Origin of the sequence: Rhodovulum iodosum (assembly GCF_041020385.1) — a bacterium.
In the GTDB taxonomy this organism is placed as follows: domain Bacteria; phylum Pseudomonadota; class Alphaproteobacteria; order Rhodobacterales; family Rhodobacteraceae; genus Rhodovulum; species Rhodovulum iodosum.
Genome location: NZ_JBEHHI010000002.1, coordinates 536346 through 562392 on the forward strand (window position 1 = coordinate 536346; position 26047 = coordinate 562392).

The following is a 26047-nucleotide window of genomic DNA, read 5'->3' on the forward strand; positions in this document are numbered from 1 at the left end:
CTCAGCCGCCAGCGGGCACGAAACTGTCGCGCAGCGATTTGGCCTTCTCCATCGCCTTGACCGAATCCTCCACGCTCAGCAAAACGGTGGTCTGCATCCGCGACAGCGTACCGCTGGCGCCGATCGTCAGAAGTGCCGCGGCCCCATCGACATTGCTGGGGAAGCTCACCAGCGCCACCCCGTCGAACTCGCCGAAGGTGAAATACATTTCTTCCATCTTGCCGCCCGCGGCCTCGATCACCTTCGACACCGCCTCGCGCCGGTTTTGCGGCTTGTCGACAAGCGCCTTGATCGCATCGCCCGAATAGCTGAACTGGGTCATGTGCGTGGCCATGACGTCCCCCTTTGTTTTGATTTCTCGTTGGTCTTGCGGCGGGATCATAGCACAGATGCGGCGATGCGTCGCATATCGCGCGACGCCGTTCATGCGCGCGGGAAATTCTCCAGAACCCTTGCAGCGGGTTTTTCGCCCGTTACCCGGCCTTGACCTTTTCGGCCAGGTCGCGCGCGATGGCGAAGGCGCCCTTGATCTTGTCGCTGTCCTTCTTCCAGTCCCGGCGCAGGACGATCTTGTTGTCCTTGACCTTGGCCAGCCCCTGCTGCGCCCCGATGAACTCTACCAGCCCCTTGGGATTGGCAAACTTGTCGTTGTGGAACTGGATCGTCGCCCCCTTGGGCCCGCCATCCAGCCGGGCGATGCCGGCGCGTTTGCACATGGCCTTGATGCGCACGATCAGCAGCAGCGTGTTGACCTCTTTCGGCAGCTTGCCGAAACGGTCGATCAACTCGGCGGCGAAGCCTTCCAGCTCGACCTTGGTGGCCAGCCCCGAAAGCCGCCGGTAAAGCCCCAGCCGCACGTCGAGATCGGGGACGAACGTGTCGGGGATCAGCACCGGGACGCCGAGGTTGATCTGCGGCGACCAGTCCTCGTCGGCCTCGCTCAGCCCCTCCATCTCGCCCGCCTTGATCTTGGCGATCGCCTCTTCCAGCATCGACTGGTAAAGCTCGAACCCGACCTCGCGCACGTGCCCCGACTGTTCCTCGCCGATCAGGTTGCCGGCGCCGCGGATGTCGAGATCCTGGCTGGCCAGGGTGAACCCCGCCCCCAGCGTGTCGAGGCTGCCCAGCACGCGCAGCCGCTTTTGCGCCGTGGGCGTGAGCGGGGCGCGGGGTTTCGTCGTCAGATAGGCATAGGCGCGGGTCTTTGCCCGGCCCACCCGGCCGCGGATCTGGTAGAGCTGGGCGAGGCCGAACATGTCGGCGCGATGCACGATCATCGTGTTGGCGGTGGGGATATCCAGCCCCGATTCGACGATGGTGGTGGCGAGCAGCACGTCGAACTTGCCGTCGTAAAACGCGTTCATCCGGTCATCCAGCTCGCCGGCGGCCATCTGGCCGTGGGCGACGACAAAGCTGACCTCGGGCACTTGGTCGCGCAGGAACTCTTCCATCTCGGACAGGTCCTTGATGCGCGGGACCACGAAAAAGCTCTGCCCGCCGCGATAATGCTCGCGCAAGAGCGCCTCGCGCACCGTTACCGTGTCGAATTCGCCCACATAGGTGCGGATCGACAGCCGGTCGACCGGCGGCGTGCCGATGATCGAGAGATCGCGCACGCCGGTCAGGCTCATCTGCAGGGTGCGGGGGATCGGTGTGGCCGTCAGCGTCAGCACATGCACGTCCGAGCGCATCTGTTTCAGCCGTTCCTTGTGGGAGACGCCGAAATGCTGTTCCTCGTCGATGATCAAGAGGCCGAGATTCTTGACGCGGATGTTTTTCGCCAACAGCGCATGGGTGCCGATGCAGATATCGACCGTGCCCTCGGCCAGCCCCGCCCGCGTCTGCGTGGCCTCTTTCTGGCCGACGAAGCGCGAAAGTTGGCGCACCTCGAGCGGAAAGCCGCGGAAGCGGTCGCGAAAGCTCTTGGCATGCTGCCGGGCCAGCAGCGTTGTCGGCGCGATCACCGCCACCTGCACCCCGGACATGGCCGCGACGAAGGCCGCGCGCATGGCGACCTCGGTCTTGCCAAAGCCCACATCGCCGCAGATCAGCCGGTCCATCGGGGTGCCGCTGGCGATGTCGGTCAGCACGTCCTCGATGGCCGCGAGCTGGTCGTCGGTTTCCTGGTAGGGAAAGCGGGCCGAGAACGCCTCCCACATGTGGTGGTTGGGCTCGAGGATCGGCGCGGTGCGCAGCGCGCGCTCGGCGGCCACCCGGATCAGCTTGTCGGCGATCTGGCGGATGCGTTCCTTGAGCTTGGCCTTCTTGGCCTGCCACGCCCCGCCGCCCAGCTTGTCCAGCAGCCCTTCCTCATGCCCGTAGCGGCTGAGCAGCTCGATATTTTCCACCGGCAGGAACAGCCGGTCGCCGCCGGCATATTCCAGCGCAAGGCATTCATGCGGCGCGCCGGCGGCGGTGATGGTTTCCAGCCCGTTATAGCGCCCCACCCCGTGCTCGACATGCACCACCAGGTCGCCGGGCGACAACGTCTGAGCTTCGGTCAGGAAGTTCTCGGCCCGCCGGCGTTTTTTCGGCGCGCGGATCAGCCGGTCGCCCAGCACGTCCTGTTCCGAGATCACCGTGATGCCGGGCCCGTGGAAGCCGTGTTCCAGCGCCCAGACGGTCAGGTAGAGCCCGCGGGGCTCGACCACATCGCGGATATCGGCGGCGGGCCGGGCGTCGACCACGCCCTCATCCTCCAAAAGCCCGGTCAAACGCTCGCGCGCGCCCTCGGAATACGAGGCGACGACGACGGCACCCTCGGCGCGGCGCGCATCAATATGATCCTTCAACGCGCTGAAAAGGCTGACCTGTTCCAGCTTGCGCTCGGGCGCGAAATTGCGCCCGATGCGGCCGCCCGCATCGGTCACGCCCGGCCCGGTGCCCTGCGGCAGCGGCGCCAGCTGCACGACCCGGTGTCCGGCGACCGCCCGATCCCACCCGGCATCGTCGAGATACATCAGATGCGGCGGACAGGGCTTGTAGACGGTGTCCATCCGCCCCTTCTGGGCCATCGCCTCGACCCGCGTGTCGTACTGGTCCTCGATGCTGGCCCAGCGGGCCAGCCGCGCGGGTGTGACCTGATCGTCGAGAAAGACGCTCGCGTCGGGCAGATAGTCGAACAGCGTCTCCAGCCGCTCGTGAAAGAACGGCAGCCAATGCTCGATGCCGGCATGTTTGCGCCCGGCGCTGACGGCCTCGTAGAGCGGATCGTCCGTGCCCGCCGCGCCGAACTCGATACGGTAATTCTGGCGAAACCGGGTGATCGCCGCCTCGTCGAGGATCACCTCGGAGACCGGCGCAAGCTCTACCCGGTCCAGCTTTTCGGTGGTGCGCTGGGTGGCCGGGTCGAACCGCCGGGCGCCGTCCAGCACATCGCCGAAGAAATCCAGCCGCACCGGCCCCGCCTCGCCGGGCGGGTAGATATCGACGATGCCGCCGCGCACGGCGTAATCGCCGGGCTCCATCACCGTGGGCGCCTGGGAAAAGCCCATGCGCACCAGGAACCCCTTCAGCGCCTCCTCGTTGACCTGCGTGCCGACCGCCGCCCCGAACGAGGCGCCGCGCAGCACGTCACGCGCGGGCACCCGCTGGGTGGCCGCGTTCAGCGTGGTCAGCAGGATGAAAGGCCCCGGCAGCCCGTGGGCCAGCGCGGCGAGCGTGGCCATGCGCGCGGCCTCGACATCGGCATTGGGCGAGAGCCGGTCATAAGGCAGGCAATCCCAGGCGGGAAAATCCAGCACCACCGCCTCGGGCGCGAAAAAGGCCAGCGCGGCATGCGTGGCCGCGAGACGCCGATCGTCGCGGGCGACATGCACGACCGGGCGGCCGGTCTTTTCCATCTCGCGGACAAGGAGCCGGGCGTCATAGCCCTCGGGGGCGCCGCCTGCGGTGATATGCTGGGGGTCTGTCATGGCCCGGCTCAGTTATCCGGTGCCGCGGCGCTGTCAACCACCCAATGCACCGACATGCATGTTCTGCCACATTCCCCAGAAAGCCGTGACGGTGATCGCGCAGATGCCGACGAGTTGGACGTGCAGGCGGTGAATGCGCAATTCGCGGAACAGCGCGGCGTCGGTCAGGCCGCGACTGGCGATCTTGTGCGCGGACATCGCCGTGAGCAGACCCACGAGGGAGAGCGGAAAGGCCAGCAAGAACACCGCCTGGCAGAACTCGACATCGTAGGCAAAGCCCAGGATCGCCAGCAGCGTCAGTGCGCAGGAGGCCAGCGCGAACAGCCACAGCCCGGCCACCTGGACGATGTAGCGGATCCGGTTGACGTTGATCCGCACCAGGTCGCGCAGATCCTCGGCCGGTTCGCCGCCCCTGCGCCTGGCGCGCTGCACCAGGTCGTAGGGCACGCCCAGCACCCAGTGGCTGGAGGTCGACCAGACCACCGCCAGCGCGATCCAGTACCACAAGTTCGAAAAGGACCGCATGTCGATCAACTCGAAGACGGTCTCGTGCCAGTCCAATCCGTGGGCCTCCGGTGTTTGAGGGGTCAATCTACCGCCCGTCCGGGGCGATTCCCACCCTTGTGATGCGCGGCAATCCGTGCAACCCAAAGGCCAAAAGATGCAAGGAGCAAGCCCATGCGCCCCACCGTTGCCCCGTTTCCCGCCACCCGGCTGCGCCGCCTGCGCAAATCGGCCGCCCTGCGCGGGCTGACATCGGAAAACACGCTGACCGCCGACGATCTGATCTGGCCGATCTTCATCCGCGAGGGCGAGAACGTGACAGAGCCGGTGCCGTCGATGCCCGGGGTCAACCGGCTATCGGTCGACCGGGCCGTGGCGGCCGCCGAAGAGGCCGCGGCGCTGGGCATCCCGGCGATCTGCCTGTTTCCCTATACCGACCCCGCGCTCAAGACCGAGGCCTGCGAAGAGGCGTGGAACCCCGACAACATCTCGAACCGCACGATCCGCGCGATCAAGGCCGCGGTTCCGCAGGTCGCGGTGATGACCGATATCGCGCTCGACCCCTACAATGCCAACGGCCATGACGGCATCGTCCGCGACGGGGTCATCGTCAACGACGAAACCGTCGAGGCGCTGGTCAGGATGGCGCTGGCCCAGGCCGAGGCCGGGGCCGACATCCTGGGCCCGTCGGACATGATGGACGGGCGCATCGGCGCGATCCGCACCGCGCTGGAAGAGGCCGACCATTCCGACGTGGCGATCCTGAGCTATTCGGCGAAATACGCTTCGGCCTTTTACGGGCCGTTCCGCGACGCGGTGGGCGCCTCGGGTGCGCTGACCGGCGACAAGAAGACCTACCAGATGGACCCGGCCAATTCCGAAGAGGCGCTGCGCCTGATCGAGCGCGACCTGATGGAGGGCGCCGACATGGTCATGGTCAAGCCCGGCATGCCCTATCTCGACATCTGCCGCCGCGTGAAGGACGAGTTCGGCGTGCCGACCTATGCCTACCAGGTGTCGGGCGAATACGCGATGCTGCAGGCCGCGGCCCAGAACGGATGGCTCGACGGCGACAAGGTGATGATGGAAAGCCTGCTGAGCTTCAAGCGCGCGGGCTGCGACGGCATCCTGACCTATTTCGCACCGGCGGCCGCGCGGGCGCTGAAGGCGGGCTGAGGGCGGACCCGGGCCCCGGCCGGCCGGCGGTGCGCGGGCTCGGGCCGCCGGGGGCCCTGCCCCCGGACCCCCGGGATATTTACGGCCAGAAGAAGCCGGAAAGGACGGGCGGCGCGGCAGCGGCCGGCGCTGGCCATGGCGGGCCGCCGGTCTTTTTTTACCGGAACCGGCAGGGTTTCGCGGATGCGGCACGCAGGCGGATGACTTTCGCCGCGCCATCGACTATTGTCCGCAGCAATGGCCGGAAGGGCCACCAAGAGGCAGTTCAACAGTCAAGGACGGGGGCAGACCCATGACCATTATCACCCGAAGGGGTGTCATCGCCGGGGCCGGCGCGGCCGCGGCGCTTTCGGCGTGCGGCAACGGCATCGGCAGCGACGGCGCCTCGATGATCGACGCGCGGGTCGATGCAACGCGCAACTACCTGTTTACCCGCTACCCGGGCACTCAGGACCTGGCCGCCAAGGCCCTGGGCGTGCTCTACATGCCGCTCATCACCAAGGCCGGGCTCGGTGTCGGCGGCTCTTACGGGCGCGGCGCGCTGCTGATCGACGATGTGACGGTGGATTACTACTCGGCCACACAGGCGACCATCGGGTTCCAGATCGGCGCGCAGCAATACGCCCACGCGCTGTTTTTCATGACAGCCGAGGCACTGGCCGAGTTCCGCTCGGGCCCCGGCTGGTCGGCGGGGGCGGATATGGAATACGCCCTGAAGGACCGCGGCGGAAACGTCTCGGCCGAGACGCTGACCGCGCTCGACCCGGTGATCGCGGTGGTGTTCGGGCAGGCCGGCCTGATCGTCGGCGCGACGCTGGAAGGCACGAAATACACCCGGATCATTCCCTGACGGGCGCGCATAAAGACCAAAGGGCCGGCCCAAACGGACCGGCCCCGGTTCAAGGTCTTGGCAAACCTGTCGGGCAGGATTACCCGCTCAGCGCGTCGCGGACGAAGCGCTCGGTTTCCGACGGGCTGTTGTCGGCTGTGATCTGCGCGTAGATCGAGGCGATCTGCGACAGCTCCAGCGCGTCGACATCGGCCTTATAGCCGTTCTCGTCGAGATAGTTCTGGACCGTCACGGTCATCGTGTCCTGCGCGGGTACCACGATCATGACCGGCTCTTCGGTCTCGAGCGATTCGATGTTCTCGGGCAGGATCGCGGCGATCTCTTCGCGCTGTTGGCTGCCGCCGTCGCTGTTGGACGTGGCAAGAAAGATCTGCGCGATCTGCCGGTCGTTCAGCAGTTCGACCGGCACGTCCGAGTAGCCGTTCTTGTCCAGCACGTTGCGCACCTCGTCGACCATCGGCTGCGGCGCGTCGGTATAGGCCACGGCCGCGGTGCCGCCGAGCATCAGGGCGGAGAGGGCGGTCAGGGTAAGGCGTTTCATGATGAACCTCCTTTTTTTCTGGTCCGGCGCGGTCTTTCCGTCCGCGCCATCTGACAGGACAACACGCCCCCGCGCCGCTGCGTTCCTGGAAATAGCTCAACGATATCGTGATGTTACGGGTTGGAACATAGGGGCGGCGCATACGTTGGCGCCCCCCCTCACGTCGCATGGTCAGCCCAGCGCGCGCAGCCGTCTGATCAGGCTCGAGGTATCCCAGCGCCCGCCACCGAGATTTTGCACGTCCTTGTAGAACTGGTCGACCAGGGCGGTGACCGGCAGGCCGGCGCCGGTCTCTTCTGCGGTGGCCAGGCAGATCGCCAGATCCTTGCGCATCCAGTCGACGGCAAAGCCGTGCTCGAACTCGTCGTCGAGCATGGTTTCGTAGCGGTTGACCATCTGCCAGCTTCCGGCCGCGCCGCCGCCGATCACCTCGACCACTGCGCGCCCGTCGAGCCCGGCCTTTTCGGCGAAGTTCAGCCCTTCGGACAGGCCCTGCACCAGCCCGGCGATACAGATCTGGTTGACCATCTTGGTCAGTTGGCCCGCGCCGGTCTCGCCCATGCGCTTGCAAAGCTTGGCGTAGGCCGCGATCACCGGCTCGGCCCGGTCGTAGGCCGCGCTGTCGCCGCCGCACATCACAACCAACTGGCCGTTCTCGGCGCCAGCCTGCCCGCCGGACACGGGCGCATCGACAAAGCCCACGCCCTTTTCCGCGCCGGCGGTGGCCATGTCGCGCGTCACCATGGCCGAAACGGTGGTGTGATCGACGAAGACCGCGCCCTCGCCCATGCCCTCGAACGCGCCGTTCTCGCCGGTGCAAATGCTGCGCAGGTCGTCATCGTTGCCCACGCAGGACATCACGAACTCAGCGCCCGCCGCCGCCTCGGCGGGGGTCGCGGCCGCGGCGCCGCCATGCCGGCCCACCCAGGCCTCGGCCTTGGCGGCCGTGCGGTTGTAGACGGTCACGTCGTGGCCCGCGGCGGCGAGGTGCCCCGCCATCGGATAGCCCATTACTCCCAGACCCAGAAATGCCACCTTGGCCATTGTGCGCTCCCTTCGTTGCATGCTTGGCAGTTTCCCCCTAAGTACAGGCCGGGCGGCGAGCGTCAACAACGGGACAGGCCATGCCAAACCTCTTTCGCTGGCTGTTGCGGCTGTTTTTCGGCATCGCATTCCTTGTCGTGGGCGTGCTGGGTGTCGGGTATTACCTCGCCTCGAGGTCGCTGCCCGACTACGACGCGACCTACCGGCTGGACGGGGTGTCGGCCCCGGTCGAGATCGTGCGCAACAATTCCAACGTGCCGCATATCTTCGGCGAGACCGACGAGGACGTGTTTTTCGGCCTCGGCTTCGTCCATGCGCAGGACCGGCTGTGGCAGATGACGCTGTTCCGCCGCACGGTGCAGGGCAAGCTGAGCGAGGCGTTCGGCGCGCGGGCCTTCGCCACCGACGACCTGATGCGGCGGATGGACCTTTATGGCGCGTCGCTGGCATCCGTGGCGGCGCAGGACGAGGCCACCAAGCGCGCGCTTGCGGCCTACGCCGCCGGCGTGAACGCCTGGATCGACACCGTCAACCGCGAGGCACTGGGCCGCGGCGCGCCGGAATTTTTCATGTTCTCGAGCGAGATCGCCCCCTGGACGCCGGCCGACAGCATCGCGGTGATGAAGCTGACGGCCCTGCAGATAGCCTCGCAATCCGACCGCGAGGTGCTGCGCGCGCGGCTGTCGCTGCTGCTCGATGACGACAGGGTGCGCGATATCATGCCTGACGCGCCGGGCCGCGGCGTGGCCGAACTGCCCGATTACGCCGCGCTGTTTCCCGATCTGCCGGCGCAGCGTCCGATCCGCTCGGCAGCGCTGCCCGACCCGTTCTCACCGATCAAGGGCTGGCAGAACGGCTCGGGTTCGAACGCCTGGGCCGCGGCGCCGGATCGCTCGGCCGCCGGCGCCGCGCTGCTGGCCAACGACCCGCATCTCGATTTCACCGCGCCGGGGAAATGGTACCTCGCGCGGCTGGAGCTGTCCGATGGCGGGGTGATCGGCGCGACGATCCCGGGCATTCCCGCGGTGATGTCGGGCCGCAGCGCCGATCTGGGCTGGGGCATCACGCTGGCCTATCTCGACGATGCCGATCTCTACATCGAAAAGCTGAACCCCGATAACCCCGAAGAGGTGCTGACGCCCGAGGGCTACAAGCCGCTGGAAACCCGCCGCTCGATCATCCGCGTCAAGGATGCCGACCCGGTCACCATCACCCTGCGCCGGTCGGAAAACGGCCCGGTCCTGCCCGGCCGGCACGGCGACCTGGCGGCGATCACGCCGCCCGGCCACGTGGTGTCGCTGGCACGCACGCTGTTCGACCCGTCCGATACCACGATGACCGCGGCGCTGCGGCTGATGCGGGCGCATTCGGTGGACGAGGGGCAGGCCGCGGGCGAGCTGTTCGTCGCGCCGGCGGTCAACCTGATCCTGGCGGATCGCAGCCATATCGCGCTGCAGATGGTCGGCCGGATGCCGCGGCGCGACCCCGCCCACCAGAGCAAGGGCCGCCTGCCCAGCGCCGGCTGGCACAAGGAAAACCGCTGGCGGGGCTACCTGCCCTATTCCGCCAACCCGCGCTTCGTCGATCCCGGAGGCGGCATCGTCGGAAACACCAACAACAAGACGGTCGAGCGCCCGTTCCCGAACCATGTCTCCTACGACTGGGGCGACACCCAGCGCATCGAACGCTGGCGGCGGCTGATGCAGAACCGCAAGGTGCATACCCGCGACAGCTTTATCGAGGCGCAGCTCGACACCGTCAGCTTTACCGCGCGGTCGCTGCTGCCGCTGGTCGGCCGCGATCTGTGGTTTACCGGAGAGCCCGCCCCCGAAGGCACGCCCGAGCGCCGCCGCCAGCGCGCGCTGTTGCTATTGGCCAACTGGAACGGCGAGATGAGCGAACACCTGCCCGAACCTCTGATCTATGCCGCCTGGATGCGCGCCTTGCAGGACCGGCTGATCCGTGACGACCTGGGGCCGCTGGCCGATGCCTTCATCCATGTCGATCCGGTTTTCATCGAGCGGGTTTTCCGCGATGTCGAGGGCGCCGGCGACTGGTGCGACGTGATGCAGTCGACCGCGCGCGAGACCTGCACCGACATGGCGCGGTTGGCGCTCGACGATGCGCTGATCTGGATCGACGAGCATCACGGCGGCGCGCTGGAAAGCCTGCGCTGGGGCGATGCGCACCAGGCGCTGCACGACCATTTGGTGCTGGGCGACACGCCGCTGTTGAAATGGGTGACGAACATCCGCCAATCGACCAGCGGTGGCGACAATACGCTGATGCGCGGGCTGACCGCGGGCACCGGCCCCGACCCCTTTACCAATGTCCACGGTCCCGGCTATCGCGGCGTCTACGATTTCGCCGATCCCGACAGTTCGGTCTTCGTGACCGCCACGGGCCAGTCGGGCCATCCGCTGAGCCGGCATTACGACGATCTGGGCGAGCTTTGGCGCCGGGGCGAATACGTACCGATGAGCCTCGACCCCGAACTCGCGCGCGCGGCCTCCGTCGGCGTGACTCGCCTGTTGCCCGAGGGCGGCGCGGCGGGGCAGACGGACTAGGATGCAGCGCCCGTCGCAGCGGCGTTAAAACCCGCCCGAAACGGCGGTTGCACGTCAGTCGTCGGGCAATGCCTTGAACCGGTGCTCTTGCCGGGCGGTCCAGTTGACGGTCAGCCGATAGCCGTCGTCGTCCTGCGCCTCGCCCTCGACCACGCCCTGTTCATAAAGCCATGCACGGCGGCGGCCCTCGGCAAAGCCCAGCCGAAGCTCGCGCCGCGTGCGGGTCTCGTCCAGCGCCACGGTCACCGCCTCCAGCAGCGGCCCGGTGCCCTCGCCCGTCCAGGCCGAGAGCGTGCGGATGCCGTCATGCCGCGCCGCCGTCGCCTCGACCGCGGCGCGGGCCGCATCGGGCAGCAGGTCGGTCTTGTTCCAGACCTCGATCACCGGGGTCGTCTCGGCCACCCCAAGATCGGCCAGGATGGCGCGCACGTCCTCGGCCTGTTCCTCGGTCTCGGGGTGGGCGATGTCGCGGACATGAAGGATGAGATCGGCCTCCAGCACCTCTTCCAGCGTGGCGCGGAAGGCGGCGACCAGCTGGGTCGGCAGATCCGAGATGAACCCCACCGTGTCGGACAGGATCACCTTGAGCCCGGTGGGCAGGGTCACGGCCCGCATCGTCGGGTCGAGCGTGGCAAAGAGCATGTCCTTGGCCATCACCTCGGCCCCGGTCAGCCGGTTGAAGAGCGTGGATTTGCCCGCGTTGGTATAGCCCACCAGCGCGATCACCGGGAACGGCACCTTGCGCCGGGCGGCGCGGTGCAGATCGCGCGTCTTGGCGACCTTGGACAATTGCCGGCGCAGCCGGGTAATCGCCTCGTCGATGGCCCGCCTGTCGGCCTCGATCTGGGTCTCGCCGGGGCCGCCGACAAAGCCGAGCCCGCCGCGCTGGCGTTCAAGGTGGGTCCAGGCACGGACCAGCCGGGTGCGCTGATAGCTGAGCGCGGCCAGTTCCACCTGCAGCACGCCCTCGCGCGTGCGGGCCCGATCGGCGAAGATTTCCAGGATGAGGCCGGTCCGATCGAGGATCTTGACCTTCCATTCCCGTTCGAGATTGCGCTGCTGCACCGGCGTCACCGGCCCGTCGATCAGCACCAGCTCGACCTCGGCCTCGTTCAGCCTTGTGCCCAGCTCCTCGATCTTGCCGGTGCCGAACAACAGCCCCGGCCGCGCCCGCTGCAGGTTGACGGTCTCCGATCCGACCACCTCGAGATCGGGCAAGGCGCCGGCCAGCGCGACCGCCTCTTGCAGTGCCGGGCCCGGGGCGCGGCGCCGCTCTTCGGTCGAGATGTCGGGATGCAGCACCCAGGCGCGGGTCACACCCGGGCTGTGGTCAAGCAGGTCGGCGATCAGTCGTCACCCTCGTAGAGGCTGATCGGCTGCGACGGCATGATGGTGGAAATCGCGTGCTTGTAGACCAGTTGCGATTGACCGTCGCGGCGCAACAGCACGCAGAAATTGTCAAACCAGGTGATCACGCCCTGGAGCTTGACCCCGTTGATCAGAAAGATCGTGACGGGGACCTTGGTCTTGCGAACATGGTTGAGAAACGCATCCTGCAAATTCTGCTTGTCGGCAGCCATGGGTTCTTGCCTTTTATTGGTTTGCCCGCTTTCCGGGGCATCCGTTTGCCATACACGCTTAAGTATGAAGCGGAGTGACGAGAGATTCCAGACCGAATTCCAGCTTGTTAAGCGGAATTTTGCCCCGGTTCGCGGTTATGTGCGCCAGAATTCGGGGTTTAAAAGCGCAATGATGGCAAGGGTTTCCAGCCGTCCCAGCACCATGGCCGCGGCCAGTACCAGCTTTGCGCCGTCGCTCAGCGAGGCATATCCGCCCCCTGCCTCGCCCGCCGTCACCGCCAGCGGCCCCGTGGTCGTCAGCGCGGCCACGGTCAGCACCATCGCGTTCTCGAAATCGAGCCCGGCCAGTGCAAGTGCCACCATCACCACCGATACGCTGAGCGCGAACAGCATGAAAAAGACAAAGGCAATCTGCGCCCCCTGCCGGCGGATACGCCGCGCATAGGCCCCCGCCCCCCCGACCGAAGACGGGTGCACCAGCTTTTCCATCTCGCGCAGGCCGTGCTTGTAAAGCGCGTAGATCCGCAACAGCTTGACCCCGCCGGCGGTGGTGGCCACGCCGCCGCCGAACACGGCCAGGCCCGCCAGGATCAGCCCGGGCGTGTCCAGCCCCGACCAGTCCTGCGCAGCCGACCAGTCGGCCGAGACGAAGCCCGTGGTCGTGAGGTAGGACAGCACGGTAAAGACGCTGCCCCAGAAGGCCGAGAGCGCGGCCAGCAGGTTTTCCTGGCTCGCCACCTCGTAGGCGCCCAGCCAGTGGCGCACGAACAGAAAGACCGGCACCATAAGCGCGATGGTCAGGCCAAAGCGGAACTCGGTGTCGCGGGCCAGCCGCCGCCAGCCTTCGGGCCGGAAATCCAGCATGAAGGTCTGGCGCGACAGGGCGAACACGAAGAAGACGAACAACAGCGCCTCGCCCGGCAGCCCGCTGCTGCCGCCCGCCACACCCCCCACCGGCGAGATGCCCGAGGTCGCCATGGTCGACATCGCGTGGCAGATCGCCACGAACGGGCCCTCGCCCGCGATCAGCATCAGCACCCAGAGACCGCCGGTCAGCCCGGTGTAAACCGGCAAGAGCTGCCCGGAAAAGCGCACCAGCCGCTCGCGCGGGTCGATGCTCTGGCGCACGTCGCCCTCTTCGCGCGGGCTCTGGCCCACGCCGCGGTCCGTGGCGGTCACCTCGAAGCCGCCCAGGTTCATCGGGGCAAGGATGGAGATCGCCGTTATCCACAGGAAAAACCCGCCCAGCCAGCCCACCAGCGCGCGCCACAGATGCACCGAGGGCGCCAGCCTTGCGGGCTCGAACAGACTGGCGCCGGTGGTGGTGATGCTCGAGACCATTTCGAAATAGGCGTTCAGAAAGGTGGTGTTGCGCACCGCCTCGTGAAACGGCACCGCCAGCATGAGCGGCAGCGCGACGTAGGCGCCCAGCATCGCCAACAGGTGGCTGCGCGCCTGGTTGCGGCTGTGCGAGTTGACCGAGGCCACCGCGAGCAGCGCGGCCAGCATGGTAAACAGGCTGGCCGCGTAGAGAAAGCTGCGTGCCGTCAGCCAGTCGCGCACGGCAAAGGCATGCAGCGCCGGCACGAACATCGCCAGCGCCCCGATCCCGATCAGGATCACCACGAAAGGCAGGTCGAACACCCGGCGCACGACGCGCGCTCAGAAAAAGTCGATGGAGACCTGCAACAGGCGCTCCACCTCGGGCACATCGGCCGAGAGCGAGAAGATGGCCACCACGTCGCCCTCTTCGATGCGGGTTTCGCTCGACGGGCGGATCACCTTGCCGCCCTTCATCACCGCCCCCACCAGCGCGCCCTCGGGAAAGTCGATATCCTGGATGCGCCGGCCCGACATCGGCGAGGTCGACAGCACCTGGGCCTCGATCACCTCGGCCTCGGCATCGCCGATGGAATAGACACCCCTGACCCGCCCGTGGCGGATATGGCGCAGGATCGAACTGACCGTGGTGGCGCGCGGGTTGATATAGGCGTCGATGTTGAGCGGCGCCATCAGGGGCACCAGCGACGGATCGTTGACCAGGCAGATCGCCATCGGACAGCCCGCCAGCTTGGCCCGCACCGCGGCCAGCAGGTTGGTCTTGTCGTCGTCGGTCACCGCCAGCACCGCATCGGCGCGTTCGATATTGGCCTCGGTCAAAAGGTTTGTGTCCAGCCCGTCGCCATGCAGCACGATGGTGCGCTCCAGCGCGTCGGCGGCGGCCTCGGCGCGCGCGCGGTCCCGCTCGATCACCTTGGCGCGCACCCGCTTGGCGCGGCCCTCCAGCGCCTTGGCCACGGCCAGGCCCACATTGCCGCCGCCGATGATGACCGCGCGCTCCTGGGTCCGCGTCGATTTACCGAAGATCTCGAGCGTGCGGTTGATGTCCTCGACATGGGTAAAGACATAGACCTGGTCGCCGGCGAAAAGCTGATCGCCCGGCTCGGGCGAGAACAGCGTGCCCTCGCGGCGCACGCCGACAACCAGTGCGCGCAACGTCGAAAACAGGTCGGTCAACTGGCGCAGCGGCGTGTTCAGCACCGGGCAGTGGTCTTCCAGCGATATCCCCAGCAACTGGGCCTGGCCTTCGAGAAAGCTTTCGGTGTCGAAGGCCGCGGGCGCGGAGAGGCGTTGCAGCGCCGCCTCGGCGACCTCGCGCTCGGGGCTGATGACCACGTCGATGGGCATGTGGTCGCGTCGGTAGAGGTCCGAATAGATCGCGGTCAGATAGCTTTGCGCCCGCAGGCGCGCGATCTTGCGCGGAACCGCGAACACCGAATGGGCCACCTGGCAGGTGACCATGTTCACCTCGTCCGAATAGGTGGCGGCGATGATCATGTCCGCGTCGCGCGCGCCCGCGCGGTCCAGCACGTCGGGATAGGACGCGTGGCCGGCCACGCCCTGCACGTCAAGCGCCTCGGTCGCCTGACGCACGAGATCGCCATTCATGTCGACGATGGTGACATCGTTTCGTTCGGAAGACAGGTGGCGCGCGATCTGCCAGCCAACCTGCCCCGCCCCGCAAATGATGATCTTCATTCCCGCATCCGCGCTGCGCCAGCCGGATCATCCTTTGCAGATGCGGGGGGGGCGGTCAATCAGCCGCCCGGTTCGGGGCCGACATGCGCCACCCGGCCGCCCGCCTTGGCCGAGGTCACCACGCCCAGGCTTTTCAGCTTGCGATGCAGTGCCGAGCGTTCCATCCCGACGAAATTGGCGGTGCGCGAGATGTTGCCCCCGAAGCGGTTGATCTGGGTCAGCAGGTATTCGCGCTCGAACAGTTCGCGCGCCTCGCGCAGCGGCAGCGTGGCCAGCCCGCCCGACAGCACGACGCGCCCCGGCTCTTCGGGGGCTTCGCCCTGTTCGGGCAGTTCGCGCGCCTCGATCGGCCCGGTGCCCTCGCCCAGGATCAGCACCCGTTCGATCACGTTCTTCAACTGGCGCACGTTGCCGGGCCACTGCATCGTCTGCAACAGCGCCGTTGCCTCGTCGCTGAGCGTGCGCAGCGGCAGACCCTGGCTGCGGTTGAACTCGGCGATGAAATGCGCGGCCAGCTCGGGGATATCCTCGCGCCGGTCTTCCAGCGACGGCACGCCGATCGGCACCACGTTCAGGCGGTGGTAAAGCTCCTGACGGAAGCGGCCGGCGTCGATCTCGGCCTGCAGGTCGCGGTTGGTCGACGACACCACCCGCAAATCCACCCGCACCTTGTCGGCCCCGCCGACGCGCTGAAACTGTTGCTCGACCAATACGCGCAGGATTTTCGACTGGGTGCCCGCGGGCATGTCGGCCACCTCGTCGAAGAACAGCACCCCGCCATGGGCCTGTTCCAGCAGCCCCGGCGCCACGCCCCGCTCGGCGCTTTCCGAGCCGAAGAGGACCTCTTCCATCCGGTCCGGCGCGATCGAGGCCGAACTGACGGTGACGAAGGGCGCCCCGGCGCGGTTGGACTGGGCGTGGATGAAGCGGGCCGCCACCTCCTTGCCGCAGCCCGCCGGGCCGGTCAGCATCACGCGCCCGTTCGACTTGGTCACCTTGTCGAGCTGGGCCTTAAGCGATTTGAAGGCCGGGCTGGAGCCGATCATCTCGGCCGAGGCCACGTCGCGGCGCTTGAGGTCCTGGTTCTCGCGGCGCAGGCGCGAGGCCTCCATCGCGCGGTTGATGACGACGGTCAACTGGTCGATGTTGAAGGGCTTTTCGATGAAATCGTAGGCCCCCTGCTTGATCGCGGCCACCGCGATTTCGATGTTGCCGTGGCCCGATATGATGACGATCGGGATGTCCGGGTTGTCGCGCTTGACCCGCACCAGGATGTCGATGCCGTCCATCCGGCTGTCCTTGAGCCAGATATCGAGGATCATCAACGCCGGCGGTTCGACATTGATCGCGGCCATGCATTCGTCGGAATTGCCGGCCAGCCGCGTGGAATAGCCCTCGTCGCGCAGGATATCCGCGATCAGTTCGCGGATGTCGCGCTCGTCGTCGACGATCAGAATATCACCCATTTTCCCCTCTTCCCCTCAAATTCATTCGGCCACCGCCGCGGCGGCGTTGCTGGCGCTGTCCGCGGCGCAGGGCAGCCGCAGCTCGGCCAGCGCGCCGCGGTGGGCGCCCTCGGCAAAGGGCGGCGCGTCGTGCAGCGCGAACGTGCCGCCATGTTCCTCGATGATCTTCTTGACGATGGGCAGGCCCAGCCCGGTGCCCTTGTCGCGCGTGGTCACGTAAGGCTCCAGCAGCCGCGCCCGGTCGGCGGGCAGGCCGATACCGTTGTCGGCCACGCGGATCACCGCCCAGTCGCCGTCACGCTCCAGGCTGACCCTGACCTCGGGCTCGAACCCGTCGGGCACGCCCTTTTCACAAAAGGTCTCAATGGCTTCACCCGCGTTTTTCATCAGGTTTGTCAATGCCTGACCAATCATCGTGGCGTCGATATCGGCGACCACCTCCGCGTCGGGCAAATCAACGGCAAAGCGCACCTCGGGCTGGCCGCTTTCCTGCAACAGCACCGCATCGCGCAGCAGCGCGGTCAGATCGGCCAGTTTTCGCTCGGGCTCCGGCATCCGGGCGAATTTCGAGAACTCGTCGACGATCCGGCGCAGATCGGCCGTCTGGCGCACGATCACCTCGGTCAGCTGGTCCAGCACCTCGGCCTCGTCGCCCACCTTGCCGCGGAACTTGCGCTTGATCCGTTCGGCCGACAACTGGATCGGCGTCAGCGGGTTCTTGATCTCGTGGGCGATGCGGCGGGCCACGTCGCCCCATGCGGCCATGCGCTGGGCGGTCACCAGGTCGGTCACGTCATCGAAGGCCACGACGTAGCCCTCGGGCTGGCCCGCCGCGTTGCGCCGCGTGGCCATGCGCACCAGCAGGTTTTCGTGCTTGCCCCGGCGCGAAAGCTTGACCTCCTCCTGCGCGGTCTCGCGGCCGCCGTCGCGCAGCTTTGCAAACAGCGGGGCGAATTCGGGCACCGCCTCGGCCAAGGACAACGTATGCGAGTTGTCCTCGTCAAGCTCCAGCAGCGCCAGCGCCGAGCGGTTGAGAAAATCGACGCGCCCCTTCGCATCCAGCCCCACAACCCCGGCGGTGACCGAGGACAGGACCGAGTCGAACAGCCGCCGCCGCCGCTCGATCTGCCGGTTGGTCTTGAGCAGCGCCTCGCGCTGAACCTTAAGTTGCCCGGTCATCTGGTTGAAGATGCGCCCCAACATGGCGATTTCGTCATCGCCCTCTTCCTCGACCACGCGCACATCCAGATCGCCCGAACCGACCCGCTGCGCCGCGCCCGCCAGCCGCCCCACGGGCCGCGACAGTCGCTCGGCAAACCACAGGCCCAGCCAGATCGCGGCGAGGATCAGGATGACCGCGAAACCGATATACAAAAGCCCGAACTCGAACAGCAGCCGCCCCCGCTCGCTTTCCAGCTGGTGGTAGAGCTGGGCGGTTTCCTGGGTATCGTCGAGCAGGTTCAAAAGCTCGCCGTCGACGGCGCGCGAGATGTAGAGATATCGGTCGGCAAAGGCGCTCAGCCGGACCAGCGCGCGGAACTCGTTATTGTCCCAATCCTCGATGATCGTCACGCCGCCCTCGTCGGCGCCTTCGATGTCCGCGAGGCTGGGCTGTTCGAAGTCGAAGAGGTACGACCGTTCGCCGCGGGCGCGGATCTCGCCCGCGCCGTCGATCACGAAGGCCTCTTTCAGGCCGCGCTGAACACGCCCCTGCCCCTGGTTGAGCAGTTGCCGGACCTCGCCATCGGACAGGAAGAACGTGGCCTGCCGCGCGACGTTGAGAAAGCCCGCCAGCGCCTCTGCATCCTCGGTCAGGTCGTCGCGATGCTCTGCCTCGTAGGCCTCGGCCGCGGTCAGCGACGCGCCGATCACCTGCCGCACCCGGTCGGAGAACCAGCCTTCCAGCCCGACATTGACCGTGAGCCCGGCAAAGACCGCCACCAGAACGGTGGGAATCAGCGCGATCAGCGCGAAGACCCCGGTCAGCCGCAGGTGCAGCCGCGACCCCGCCGATTGGCGCCGGCGCGCAGCCACCATCTGGGCCACCCGCTGGAGCACAAGCGTCGCGACCACCAGCACATAGACCAGGTCGACCAGCAGCACGATGCGCAGCCAGATCGAACTGGCCCCCTGGTCGAGCGGGCCGAGCGCCAGGAATGTGAGGATCGCCAGCGCGGGGCCAAGCACCACCACGCCCAGCGTGGCCACGTTCTGCACGCGTCGCTTCCGTCTGAGACGGGAAAGCCGCTCCCAATGGGATCGTTTCCTGACGCGTGCCACTGCCGCCCCGCTTCGCCACACCGCGCGGCGCTTCGGGGCATGCGACCCCGGCGCCACTTATTGTTGCGAATTTACATCAATTTGCGGCGGCGAGTCACGCGGATATCCAGATCAGTGATCTTTTTTCTCAAGGTATTGCGGTTGATGCCGAGAAGGTCGGCACATTTGGCCTGGTTGCCGCCCGTGGCGTCCAAAGCGATTTCAATGAGCGGAAGCTCCACCTCGCGGAGAATGCGGGTGTAAAGGCCCGGCGGCGGCAACACCCCGCCATGCAAGTCGAAATAGCGCCGCAGGTGCTTGGCGACCGAGGCCGACAGCTTTTCGCCGTCGCCGCCGCCGACCAGCGGCTCTATCTCGGGCTGGTTGCCCAGAACCGCCTCGACCTCGGCGCGGGTGATCACCTCTTCGGGGCTGGTCACCACCAGCCGGCGGATGGTGTTTTCAAGCTGCCGCACGTTGCCGGGCCAGCTATAGGCGCGAATCAGGTCCATCGCGTCGTCGGCCAACTGCCGGGTCGGGGTGATGTCGCGGTCGGCCCGCGCGAGGAAATGCTCGGTCAGCAGCGGGATGTCATCCACCCGCTCGCGCAGCGACGGCACGGCAAGGCTGACCCCGCCGAGGCGGTAGAACAGGTCCTGCCGGAACTCGCCCCCCTCCATCCGCGACATCAGGTCGGTCTGGCTGGTGGCCATCACCCGCGGCGCGGTGTCGCCGAAGCCGTCCAGCAGGCGCACGATACGCCCCTGCGCATCGAGGTCGAGGTCGGACACCTCGTCGAACAGGATCGAGCCGCCCTTGGCGCGGGCAACCAGCGTCGAGGGGCCGTCGACCCCTTCCAGGTCGGCGGCATTGGCGATGACGAAGGGCAGCGTGCGCCGGTCGGAAAAGTCGTGGATCGCGCGGGCGATCAGCGATTTGCCGGTGCCGGATTCGCCGGTGATCAGCACCGCAAGATCGGCGTTCATCACCCGCGCCACCAGCCGGTAGAGCGCCTGCATCTGCGGCGTACGGCCCACCAGCGGCAGGTCGTCGTTTTCCTCGACGCCGCCGGAGACCGTGGCGCGCGTCTGCGCCGGGGCCCGCCGGCGGGTGTCGAGCGCGCGCGCCGCGCGTTTCATCAGGTCGGGCAGGTCGAAAGGCTTTGGCAGGTAATCGTAGGCCTCGGCCTCGGCGGCCTGGATCGCCGTCATGATCGTGTTCTGCGCCGAGATCACGATCACCGGCAGGCCCGGGCGCTCTTCACCGATCTTGGGCAGCATCTCCAGCCCGTTTCCGTCGGGCATCATCACGTCCGAGATCACCAGGTCGCCCTTTCCCTCGCCCACCCAGCGCATCAGCGTGGTCAGCGACGAGGTGGCATGCACCTTGCAGCCCGCGCGGGTCAGTGCCTGGGTCAGCACGGTTCGGATCGTCCGGTCGTCATCGGCAACGAGGATGGTTCCGTCCATCAGTCCTTGTCCTCCTGAGATTTCGGCGCGACGGGCAGCGAGATGCGGAACACGGTGCGTCCGGGCACCGAGTCGACCGCGATCCAGCCGTTGTGGTCGGATACGATTTTCGAGACCAGCGCCAGCCCCAGCCCGGTGCCGTTCTCGCGCCCAGAAACGAAGGGCTCGAAGATGTCGCCCGCGATCTCGTTGGGCAGGCCCGGGCCGTCGTCGATGATCTCGACCTGCAACGGCACCGCGCCGCCGGACCCGTCGGGCCGGCGCACCCTGAGCGACTGGTCGTAAAACGTGTGAAGGCGGATCGTTCCGCCATCCTTGGCGGCGGCCTGCGCGGCGTTTTTCAGAAGGTTTTGAAACACCTGCACCAGCTGATCGCCGTCGCCCCATGTCGGTGGCAGCGAAGGGTCGTAATCTTCGACCATGGTCATGTGGGCGGCAAAGCCCACCATGGCCGATTTCCGCGCCCGTTCGAGCACGTCATGCACGTTGACCGGGCGGCATTTCGGCGGGCGCAGGTTGCCGAACTGCTCGACCTGCTCCAGCAGCTTCACGATCCGCCGGCTTTCGGCCACGATGAGGTCGGTCAGCTCGCGGTCTTCGGCGGACAGGTTCATCGACAAGAGCTGCGCCGCCCCGGTGATGCCGGCCAGCGGGTTCTTGATCTCGTGGGCCAGCATCTCGGCCATGCCGATGGCCGATTTGGCCGCCGATTTCACCGAATGCGCGCGGCCCAGCCGCCCGGCGATTTCGCGCGGCGAAATCAGCAGGATCACCCGGTCGGAACAGTCCGACAGCGGCGCGACCTGGAGGTTGCACTGCACCGGCGGCTTTGTGCCCGCGGTCACGTCGACATCGTTGATGAACAGCGGCGCCTGGTTGCGGCGCACCCGCCCGAACGCCTCGTCCAACGGCGCGTCGACGGCCAGCCTGTCCCATACCGGCGCGCCCCTGAGCGCCTTGATCGAGGCGTTGACGAACAACTCGGCCGCCGGGTTGATCTCGACGATCCGGTCGTCGGGACCCACCAAAAGCGCCGGCACGGGCAGCGAGGCCCAGATCGTTTCGTCCTGCTTGGTCATGCCGCCTGCCTCGATCGCTCGGCCGGCAGCGCCTCGGGCAGCAGGGCAAACACCTGCCCGGGCCGGCGTTCGGTCAGCACGGTGCGGCGCAGTACAGGCGGCGTGCCGGCCGCGTCCATGTACCAGCCCAGATGCTTGCGCGCGACACGGCTGCCCAGGGCGCTGCCGTAAAACGACAGCATCGCCTCGTAATGGCCCGCCACCATCTCGGCAAAGGCCGCACCCCTCGGCACCCGCGGCGCCGGCGCGCCGAAAACGGCGGCGGCGATCTCGGCGGGACGCCAGGGTGCACCTTGCGCGGCGCGGCCCACCATCACCCCGTCGGCGCCCGAGGCGGCGCGCGCGGCGCGCGCGGTGGCCGCATCCACGATATCGCCGTTGGCGATGACCGGGATCGACACCGCCTCTTTCACCGCGCGGATCGCGGCCCAGTCGGCGCGGCCGTCGTAGAACTGGCAGCGTGTCCGGCCATGGATGGTGATCATCTGCACGCCGGCGGCCTCGGCCCGGCGCGCCAGATCGGGCGCGTTCAGGCTGGTATCGTCCCAGCCCAGGCGGGTTTTCAGCGTCACCGGCACGTCCACCGCGGCCACCACCGCCTCGACCAGCCCCAGCGCGTGGTCGAGATCGCGCATCAAGGCCGATCCCGAAAGGCCGCCCACCACCTTGCGTGCCGGGCAGCCCATGTTGATGTCGATGATCCGCGCGCCCTGCCCTTCGACAAAACGCGCGGCCTCGGCCATCCAGCGCGCCTCGCGCCCGGCAAGCTGAACGGCGGTGTTTTCCACGCCGAATCCCAGCTCGGCCCGCTCGCGCACGCCGGGCTTGGCCTGCACGACCTCCTGGCTGGCCACCATCTCGGACACCACGAGCCCCACGCCGAAAGACGCCACAAGCTGGCGGAACGGCAGGTCCGTGATGCCCGCGAGCGGTGCGAGAAACACAGGCGGGTCGAGTGTGAGAGACGCCACAGGGACGGCCAAGTGATTAATCCTTGTGCATTCGATCTGCATGTAGCTCTTGGCCGGCGGGATGGCAATTCGACCACGCAAAAGAAAACGGCGGCAGACGCAATTTGCCCAACTTTTGGGCGCCGACGCCCGGCAGATTGCCCCATTGCTCCGCCCTGCGCCACCTCCTAGACAGAGCCGGCAGAGGCCTGGGGGACAGGATGAAGACCACAGCCATCATCGTTGCCGCCGGGCGCGGCACGCGCGCGGGCGGTGCCCGCCCGAAGCAGTATCAAGACCTGGCCGGCCGCGCGGTTCTGGCCCGCACGATCGAGGCCTTTGCCGCCCATCCGCGGGTCGACGCGCTGGTCGTGGTGCTGCATCCCGAGGATGGCGACCTCTTCGCCGAGGCCGTGGCCGGGCTCGACCTGGAGGTGACCACCGTATCGGGTGGCGCGACCCGCGATGCCTCGGTCCAGGCCGGGCTCGGTGCGGTGGCTCCGGGCACCGAGGCGGTGCTGATCCACGACGGCGCGCGGCCGCTGATCAGCGCCGCGGTGATCGACCGGGTTCTGGATGCGCTGTCCGCCCATCCCGGCGCGGCCCCGGCCCTGCCGGTCACCGATGCGCTTTGGCAGGGCGGCAACGGGCGGGTTCTGGCGCCGCGCCACCGCGGCGGGCTTTACCGGGCGCAGACGCCGCAGGGCTTTCTTCTCAGGGCGATCCAGGCCGCCCATGCGGCGCATCCGGGCGGGGCCGTCGACGATGTCGAGGTGGCGTTGGCCGCGGGGCTTGACGTGGGCATCGTCGAGGGGGAAGAGGACAACCTGAAAATCACCCACCCCGACGATTTCGTGCGCGCCGAGCGCGTGCTCAGGGAGAGAGAGATGGACATTCGCACCGGCAACGGTTTCGACGTGCACGCCTTTTGCGCGGGCGACGCGGTGATCCTGTGCGGCATCGCCGTGCCGCATGACAGGGCGCTCAAGGGCCATTCCGATGCCGATGTCGGCATGCACGCGGTGACCGACGCGATTTACGGCGCGCTGGCCGACGGCGATATCGGCCAGCATTTCCCGCCCTCCGACCCGCAATGGAAGGGCGCGGCCAGCGACATCTTTCTGAAACACGCGGTAGGCCGGGCCACGGACCGCGGCTATCGCATCGCCAATGCCGACCTCACGCTGATCTGCGAGCGGCCCAAGATCGGCCCCCATGCCGCGGCGATGCGCGCCGAGATGGCCCGCCTGATGGGCATCGACGAAGGCCGGATGAGCGTGAAGGCCACCACCTCGGAAAAGCTGGGCTTCACCGGCCGGCAGGAGGGCATCGCGGCGCTGGCCACCGTGACGCTGGTCAAGCCATGAGCGAGAGGATTGCCACCGTCTTCGGCGTGGGCCGGCTGAAGCCCGCCTCGGGCACCTGGGGCTCGCTGGCCGCGCTGCCCGCCTTCTGGCTGCTGCATGTGATCGGGGGCTTCGGGTTGGTCGTGCTGGCCACCCTCGCCGTCTGCGGCCTTGGCTGGTGGGCCATCGACCGCGCCGCGGGGGCAGAGGCCGACCCCGACCGCAGCGAATACGTGATCGACGAGGTCGCGGGCATGTGGATCGCGCTCTGGCCGGTCTCCTTCGGCGCCGTCTTCGCCGAGGCGAACGTGCTGGCGCTTTACCCGGGCTGGATCGCGGCCTTCCTGGCCTTCCGCCTGTTCGACATCTGGAAACCGGGCCCCGTGGGCTGGGCCGACCGGCGCAAGACGCCGCTGGGGGTGATGCTGGACGACGTGATCGCGGGGGCTATCGCGGCGGTCGTGGTGGTGGTACTGGCGGCGATCGCGCATATCTTCCTGATGTGATGGACACCGCCGAAACCCTTTTGGACCGGGCCCGCGCTGCCGGCGCCACGATCGCCACCGCCGAAAGCTGCACCGGCGGCATGATCGCCGCCGCGATCACCGATATCGCCGGCTCGTCGGCGGTGTTCGACCGCGGCTTCGTGACCTATTCCAACGCCGCCAAGACGCAGATGCTGGGCGTCGCGCCAAAGACGCTGGAGGCGCATGGCGCGGTGTCCGAAGCGGTCGCCGCCGAGATGGCGGCGGGCGCGCTGGCGCGCTCGGACGCCACGCTGGCCGTCGCGGTGACCGGCATCGCCGGGCCGGGCGGGTCGGACCACAAGCCCGAGGGGCGGGTCTGCTTCGCGCTTGCGCGCCGGGGTGCCGCGCCGGTGGCCGAAACCGTCGAGTTCGGCCCGCGCGGGCGCACGGCGGTGCGCGCGGCCACCGTCGCCCATGCGCTGGACATCCTGATCGGCGCCCTTCCGGGCTGAGGCCGCCCGGCCCTCAGCCGGCCGCGGCCTTCCGCGCCCCGTAAAGCGCCTTGGCGCGGTCCTCGAACGCGCGCACGATGCGCTGCATCGCGTCGTTGAACACCGCGCCGATCACGCCTTGCAGCACCCTGTTCTTGAATTCGAAATCCACGAAGAACTCGACATGGCAGCGGCCCTCGCCGATATCGCGGAACTTCCAGTAGGAACGCATGTGGCGGAACGGCCCGTCGAGATACTCGGTGTCGATGCGGCAATCCTCGGGCCAGAGCGTCACGCGGCTGCCAAAGCGTTCGCGGAAAACCTTGAACGAGATCACAAGATCGGCCTCCATCACCTCGTGATCCTGGAACGCGGTGCGCGTGCGGATGCGCGCCGCCGCTGTCCAGGGCAGGAATTTGGGGTAGGACGCGACATCGGCCACCAGATCGTACATCTGCTGGGCCGAATAAGGCATCTCGCGGTTTTCGGAATGGGTCGGCATAGCTGCGCGCGTTTGTTAACAGTGGGGCGCCATTTGACCCCACGGGGCCGCAAAATCAAGGGTAGGCCATGCCAGAGAGACCTTATGTCATAGACGAGATGATATCGGCCAAGACAATCGCGGCCCGGGTCGAGGCGCTGGCCCAGGAGATCGAGACCTGTTTCGCGGGCACCGACAAGCTGGTGGTGGTGGGCCTGCTGCGCGGCTCGTTCGTGTTCATCGCCGACCTGGTGCGCGAGCTGGACCTGCCGGTAGAGGTCGATTTCATCGAAACCTCTTCCTACGGCAACGCCATGGAAAGCTCGCGCGAGGTGCGAATCCTCAAGGATCTGCGCGGCGAGATCGAGGGGCGCGACGTTCTGGTGGTCGAGGATATCGTGGATACCGGCCACACGCTGGCCCACGTTCTGCACCTGCTGGAGGGGCGCAAGCCGCGGCGGCTGAAGGTCTGCGCGCTGCTCGACAAGCCCGCGCGGCGCGAGGTCGAGGTCGCCGCCGATTGGGTGGGCTTCGAGATCCCGGACGAATTCGTGGTCGGGTATGGCATCGACTACGCGCAACGCAACCGCAACCTGCCCCATATCGGCAAGGTCAGGGCGGCCGAATGAACCTGCGCTGGATGTTGCGCGCCAAACGCTGGGCGCAGACCCCGCCGAGTGCCGGGCGGGTGAAATTCGTGCTGGGCGTCATTGCGCTCTGCCTGCTGCTTTACGCCGTCGAGCGTGTCTTTGGCTGGCCCGACTGGCTGACCCCAAACAGCCCGCGCGGGCGGATCGGGCTCTAGCGCGGGCAAGATCCTGTAC

General features: G+C 67.5%; 23 protein-coding genes. 8 read left to right on the top strand and 15 right to left on the bottom strand.

Going from position 1 to position 26047, the window contains the following annotated elements; genetic code table 11:
- Position 1: 1 nt before the first annotated feature.
- The 3 genes from Ga0609869_RS11735 to Ga0609869_RS11745 all read right to left on the bottom strand — a co-directional run bounded on the left by Ga0609869_RS11735 (position 2) and on the right by Ga0609869_RS11745 (position 4475).
- Positions 2-334, bottom strand: a complete 333-nt coding sequence (locus Ga0609869_RS11735) for a GYD domain-containing protein (RefSeq protein ID WP_125404118.1) — start codon at positions 332-334, stop codon at positions 2-4.
- Positions 335-473: 139 nt separating this feature from the next.
- On the bottom strand, positions 474-3914 hold the full coding sequence (gene mfd / locus Ga0609869_RS11740; RefSeq protein WP_125404119.1) for a transcription-repair coupling factor: 3441 nt from the start codon (positions 3912-3914) through the stop codon (positions 474-476).
- Positions 3915-3947: 33 nt separating this feature from the next.
- Positions 3948-4475 carry a component of SufBCD complex gene (locus Ga0609869_RS11745; protein ID WP_125404120.1) on the bottom strand — a complete coding sequence of 176 codons (528 nt, stop codon included), beginning with the start codon at positions 4473-4475 and terminating at the stop codon, positions 3948-3950.
- Positions 4476-4592: 117 nt separating this feature from the next.
- On the opposite strand from Ga0609869_RS11745, the gene hemB reads away from it, so the two are divergent.
- The gene (gene hemB, locus Ga0609869_RS11750; protein WP_125404121.1) at positions 4593-5594 is read left to right on the top strand and encodes a porphobilinogen synthase; all 1002 of its coding nucleotides are present in this window, start codon (positions 4593-4595) and stop codon (positions 5592-5594) included.
- A gap of 292 nt (positions 5595-5886) precedes the next feature.
- Entirely contained in the window at positions 5887-6444 is a 558-nt protein-coding gene (locus Ga0609869_RS11755; RefSeq protein ID WP_125404122.1) for a lipid-binding SYLF domain-containing protein, read from the top strand.
- A gap of 79 nt (positions 6445-6523) precedes the next feature.
- Here the strand turns inward: Ga0609869_RS11755 and Ga0609869_RS11760 are convergent, their stop codons facing one another.
- Positions 6524-6985 (bottom strand): hypothetical protein, encoded by a 462-nt coding sequence (locus Ga0609869_RS11760; RefSeq protein ID WP_125404123.1) that lies wholly within the window; start codon positions 6983-6985, stop codon positions 6524-6526.
- A 171-nt stretch (positions 6986-7156) separates the two neighbouring features.
- Positions 7157-8029, bottom strand: a complete 873-nt coding sequence (locus Ga0609869_RS11765; protein WP_125404124.1) for an NAD(P)-dependent oxidoreductase — start codon at positions 8027-8029, stop codon at positions 7157-7159.
- 80 nt (positions 8030-8109) lie between these two features.
- On the opposite strand from Ga0609869_RS11765, the gene Ga0609869_RS11770 reads away from it, so the two are divergent.
- Positions 8110-10596 carry a penicillin acylase family protein gene (locus Ga0609869_RS11770; protein WP_125404125.1) on the top strand — a complete coding sequence of 829 codons (2487 nt, stop codon included), beginning with the start codon at positions 8110-8112 and terminating at the stop codon, positions 10594-10596.
- A gap of 54 nt (positions 10597-10650) precedes the next feature.
- On the opposite strand, the gene hflX is transcribed toward Ga0609869_RS11770, so the two are convergent.
- The 9 genes from hflX to dusB all read right to left on the bottom strand — a co-directional run bounded on the left by hflX (position 10651) and on the right by dusB (position 22501).
- The gene (gene hflX, locus Ga0609869_RS11775; protein ID WP_170168782.1) at positions 10651-11913 is read right to left on the bottom strand and encodes a GTPase HflX; all 1263 of its coding nucleotides are present in this window, start codon (positions 11911-11913) and stop codon (positions 10651-10653) included.
- Positions 11914-11942: 29 nt separating this feature from the next.
- Entirely contained in the window at positions 11943-12176 is a 234-nt protein-coding gene (hfq, locus tag Ga0609869_RS11780; RefSeq protein ID WP_125404127.1) for an RNA chaperone Hfq, read from the bottom strand.
- A gap of 135 nt (positions 12177-12311) precedes the next feature.
- Positions 12312-13829 (bottom strand): TrkH family potassium uptake protein, encoded by a 1518-nt coding sequence (locus Ga0609869_RS11785; protein ID WP_342772208.1) that lies wholly within the window; start codon positions 13827-13829, stop codon positions 12312-12314.
- Between the two features lie 9 nt (positions 13830-13838).
- A complete protein-coding gene (gene trkA / locus Ga0609869_RS11790; protein WP_125404128.1) occupies positions 13839-15215 on the bottom strand; it encodes a Trk system potassium transporter TrkA in 1377 nt (458 codons plus the stop codon).
- Between the two features lie 59 nt (positions 15216-15274).
- Positions 15275-16681: a nitrogen assimilation response regulator NtrX gene (ntrX, locus tag Ga0609869_RS11795; RefSeq protein ID WP_125404129.1), complete on the bottom strand. Its 1407-nt coding sequence runs from the start codon at positions 16679-16681 to the stop codon at positions 15275-15277.
- 21 nt (positions 16682-16702) lie between these two features.
- A complete protein-coding gene (locus Ga0609869_RS11800) occupies positions 16703-18961 on the bottom strand; it encodes a sensor histidine kinase NtrY-like (RefSeq protein ID WP_438826877.1) in 2259 nt (752 codons plus the stop codon).
- Positions 18962-19032: 71 nt separating this feature from the next.
- Complete coding sequence (locus tag Ga0609869_RS11805) at positions 19033-20409, bottom strand: response regulator (RefSeq protein ID WP_125404131.1); 1377 nt, start codon at positions 20407-20409, stop codon at positions 19033-19035.
- Positions 20409-21488 (bottom strand): two-component system sensor histidine kinase NtrB, encoded by a 1080-nt coding sequence (locus Ga0609869_RS11810; protein ID WP_125404132.1) that lies wholly within the window; start codon positions 21486-21488, stop codon positions 20409-20411. Before Ga0609869_RS11810 ends, Ga0609869_RS11805 begins: the two co-directional genes overlap by 1 nt.
- Positions 21485-22501, bottom strand: coding sequence for a tRNA dihydrouridine synthase DusB (gene dusB / locus Ga0609869_RS11815; protein WP_125404133.1), 1017 nt, complete (start codon positions 22499-22501; stop codon positions 21485-21487). Before dusB ends, Ga0609869_RS11810 begins: the two co-directional genes overlap by 4 nt.
- Positions 22502-22659: 158 nt before the next feature.
- Here dusB and Ga0609869_RS11820 point away from each other — a divergent pair, with 158 nt between their 5' ends.
- Genes Ga0609869_RS11820 through Ga0609869_RS11830 form a run of 3 tightly spaced genes read left to right on the top strand, consistent with a single transcriptional unit; the run spans position 22660 to position 24763 of the window.
- Entirely contained in the window at positions 22660-23805 is a 1146-nt protein-coding gene (locus Ga0609869_RS11820) for a bifunctional 2-C-methyl-D-erythritol 4-phosphate cytidylyltransferase/2-C-methyl-D-erythritol 2,4-cyclodiphosphate synthase (protein ID WP_125404134.1), read from the top strand.
- On the top strand, positions 23802-24290 hold the full coding sequence (locus Ga0609869_RS11825) for a phosphatidylglycerophosphatase A family protein (protein ID WP_125404135.1): 489 nt from the start codon (positions 23802-23804) through the stop codon (positions 24288-24290). Before Ga0609869_RS11820 ends, Ga0609869_RS11825 begins: the two co-directional genes overlap by 4 nt.
- A complete protein-coding gene (locus Ga0609869_RS11830; RefSeq protein WP_125404136.1) occupies positions 24290-24763 on the top strand; it encodes a CinA family protein in 474 nt (157 codons plus the stop codon). The genes Ga0609869_RS11825 and Ga0609869_RS11830 overlap by 1 nt, the downstream gene beginning before the upstream one ends.
- Positions 24764-24776: 13 nt before the next feature.
- Here Ga0609869_RS11830 and Ga0609869_RS11835 read toward each other — a convergent pair whose 3' ends face one another.
- Positions 24777-25244 (bottom strand): type II toxin-antitoxin system RatA family toxin, encoded by a 468-nt coding sequence (locus Ga0609869_RS11835; protein WP_125404137.1) that lies wholly within the window; start codon positions 25242-25244, stop codon positions 24777-24779.
- Positions 25245-25312: 68 nt separating this feature from the next.
- Here Ga0609869_RS11835 and hpt point away from each other — a divergent pair, with 68 nt between their 5' ends.
- Both hpt and Ga0609869_RS11845 read left to right on the top strand, forming a co-directional pair.
- The gene (hpt, locus tag Ga0609869_RS11840) at positions 25313-25852 is read left to right on the top strand and encodes a hypoxanthine phosphoribosyltransferase (RefSeq protein WP_125404138.1); all 540 of its coding nucleotides are present in this window, start codon (positions 25313-25315) and stop codon (positions 25850-25852) included.
- A complete protein-coding gene (locus tag Ga0609869_RS11845) occupies positions 25849-26028 on the top strand; it encodes a hypothetical protein (protein WP_125404139.1) in 180 nt (59 codons plus the stop codon). Before hpt ends, Ga0609869_RS11845 begins: the two co-directional genes overlap by 4 nt.
- Positions 26029-26047: the final 19 nt, after the last annotated feature.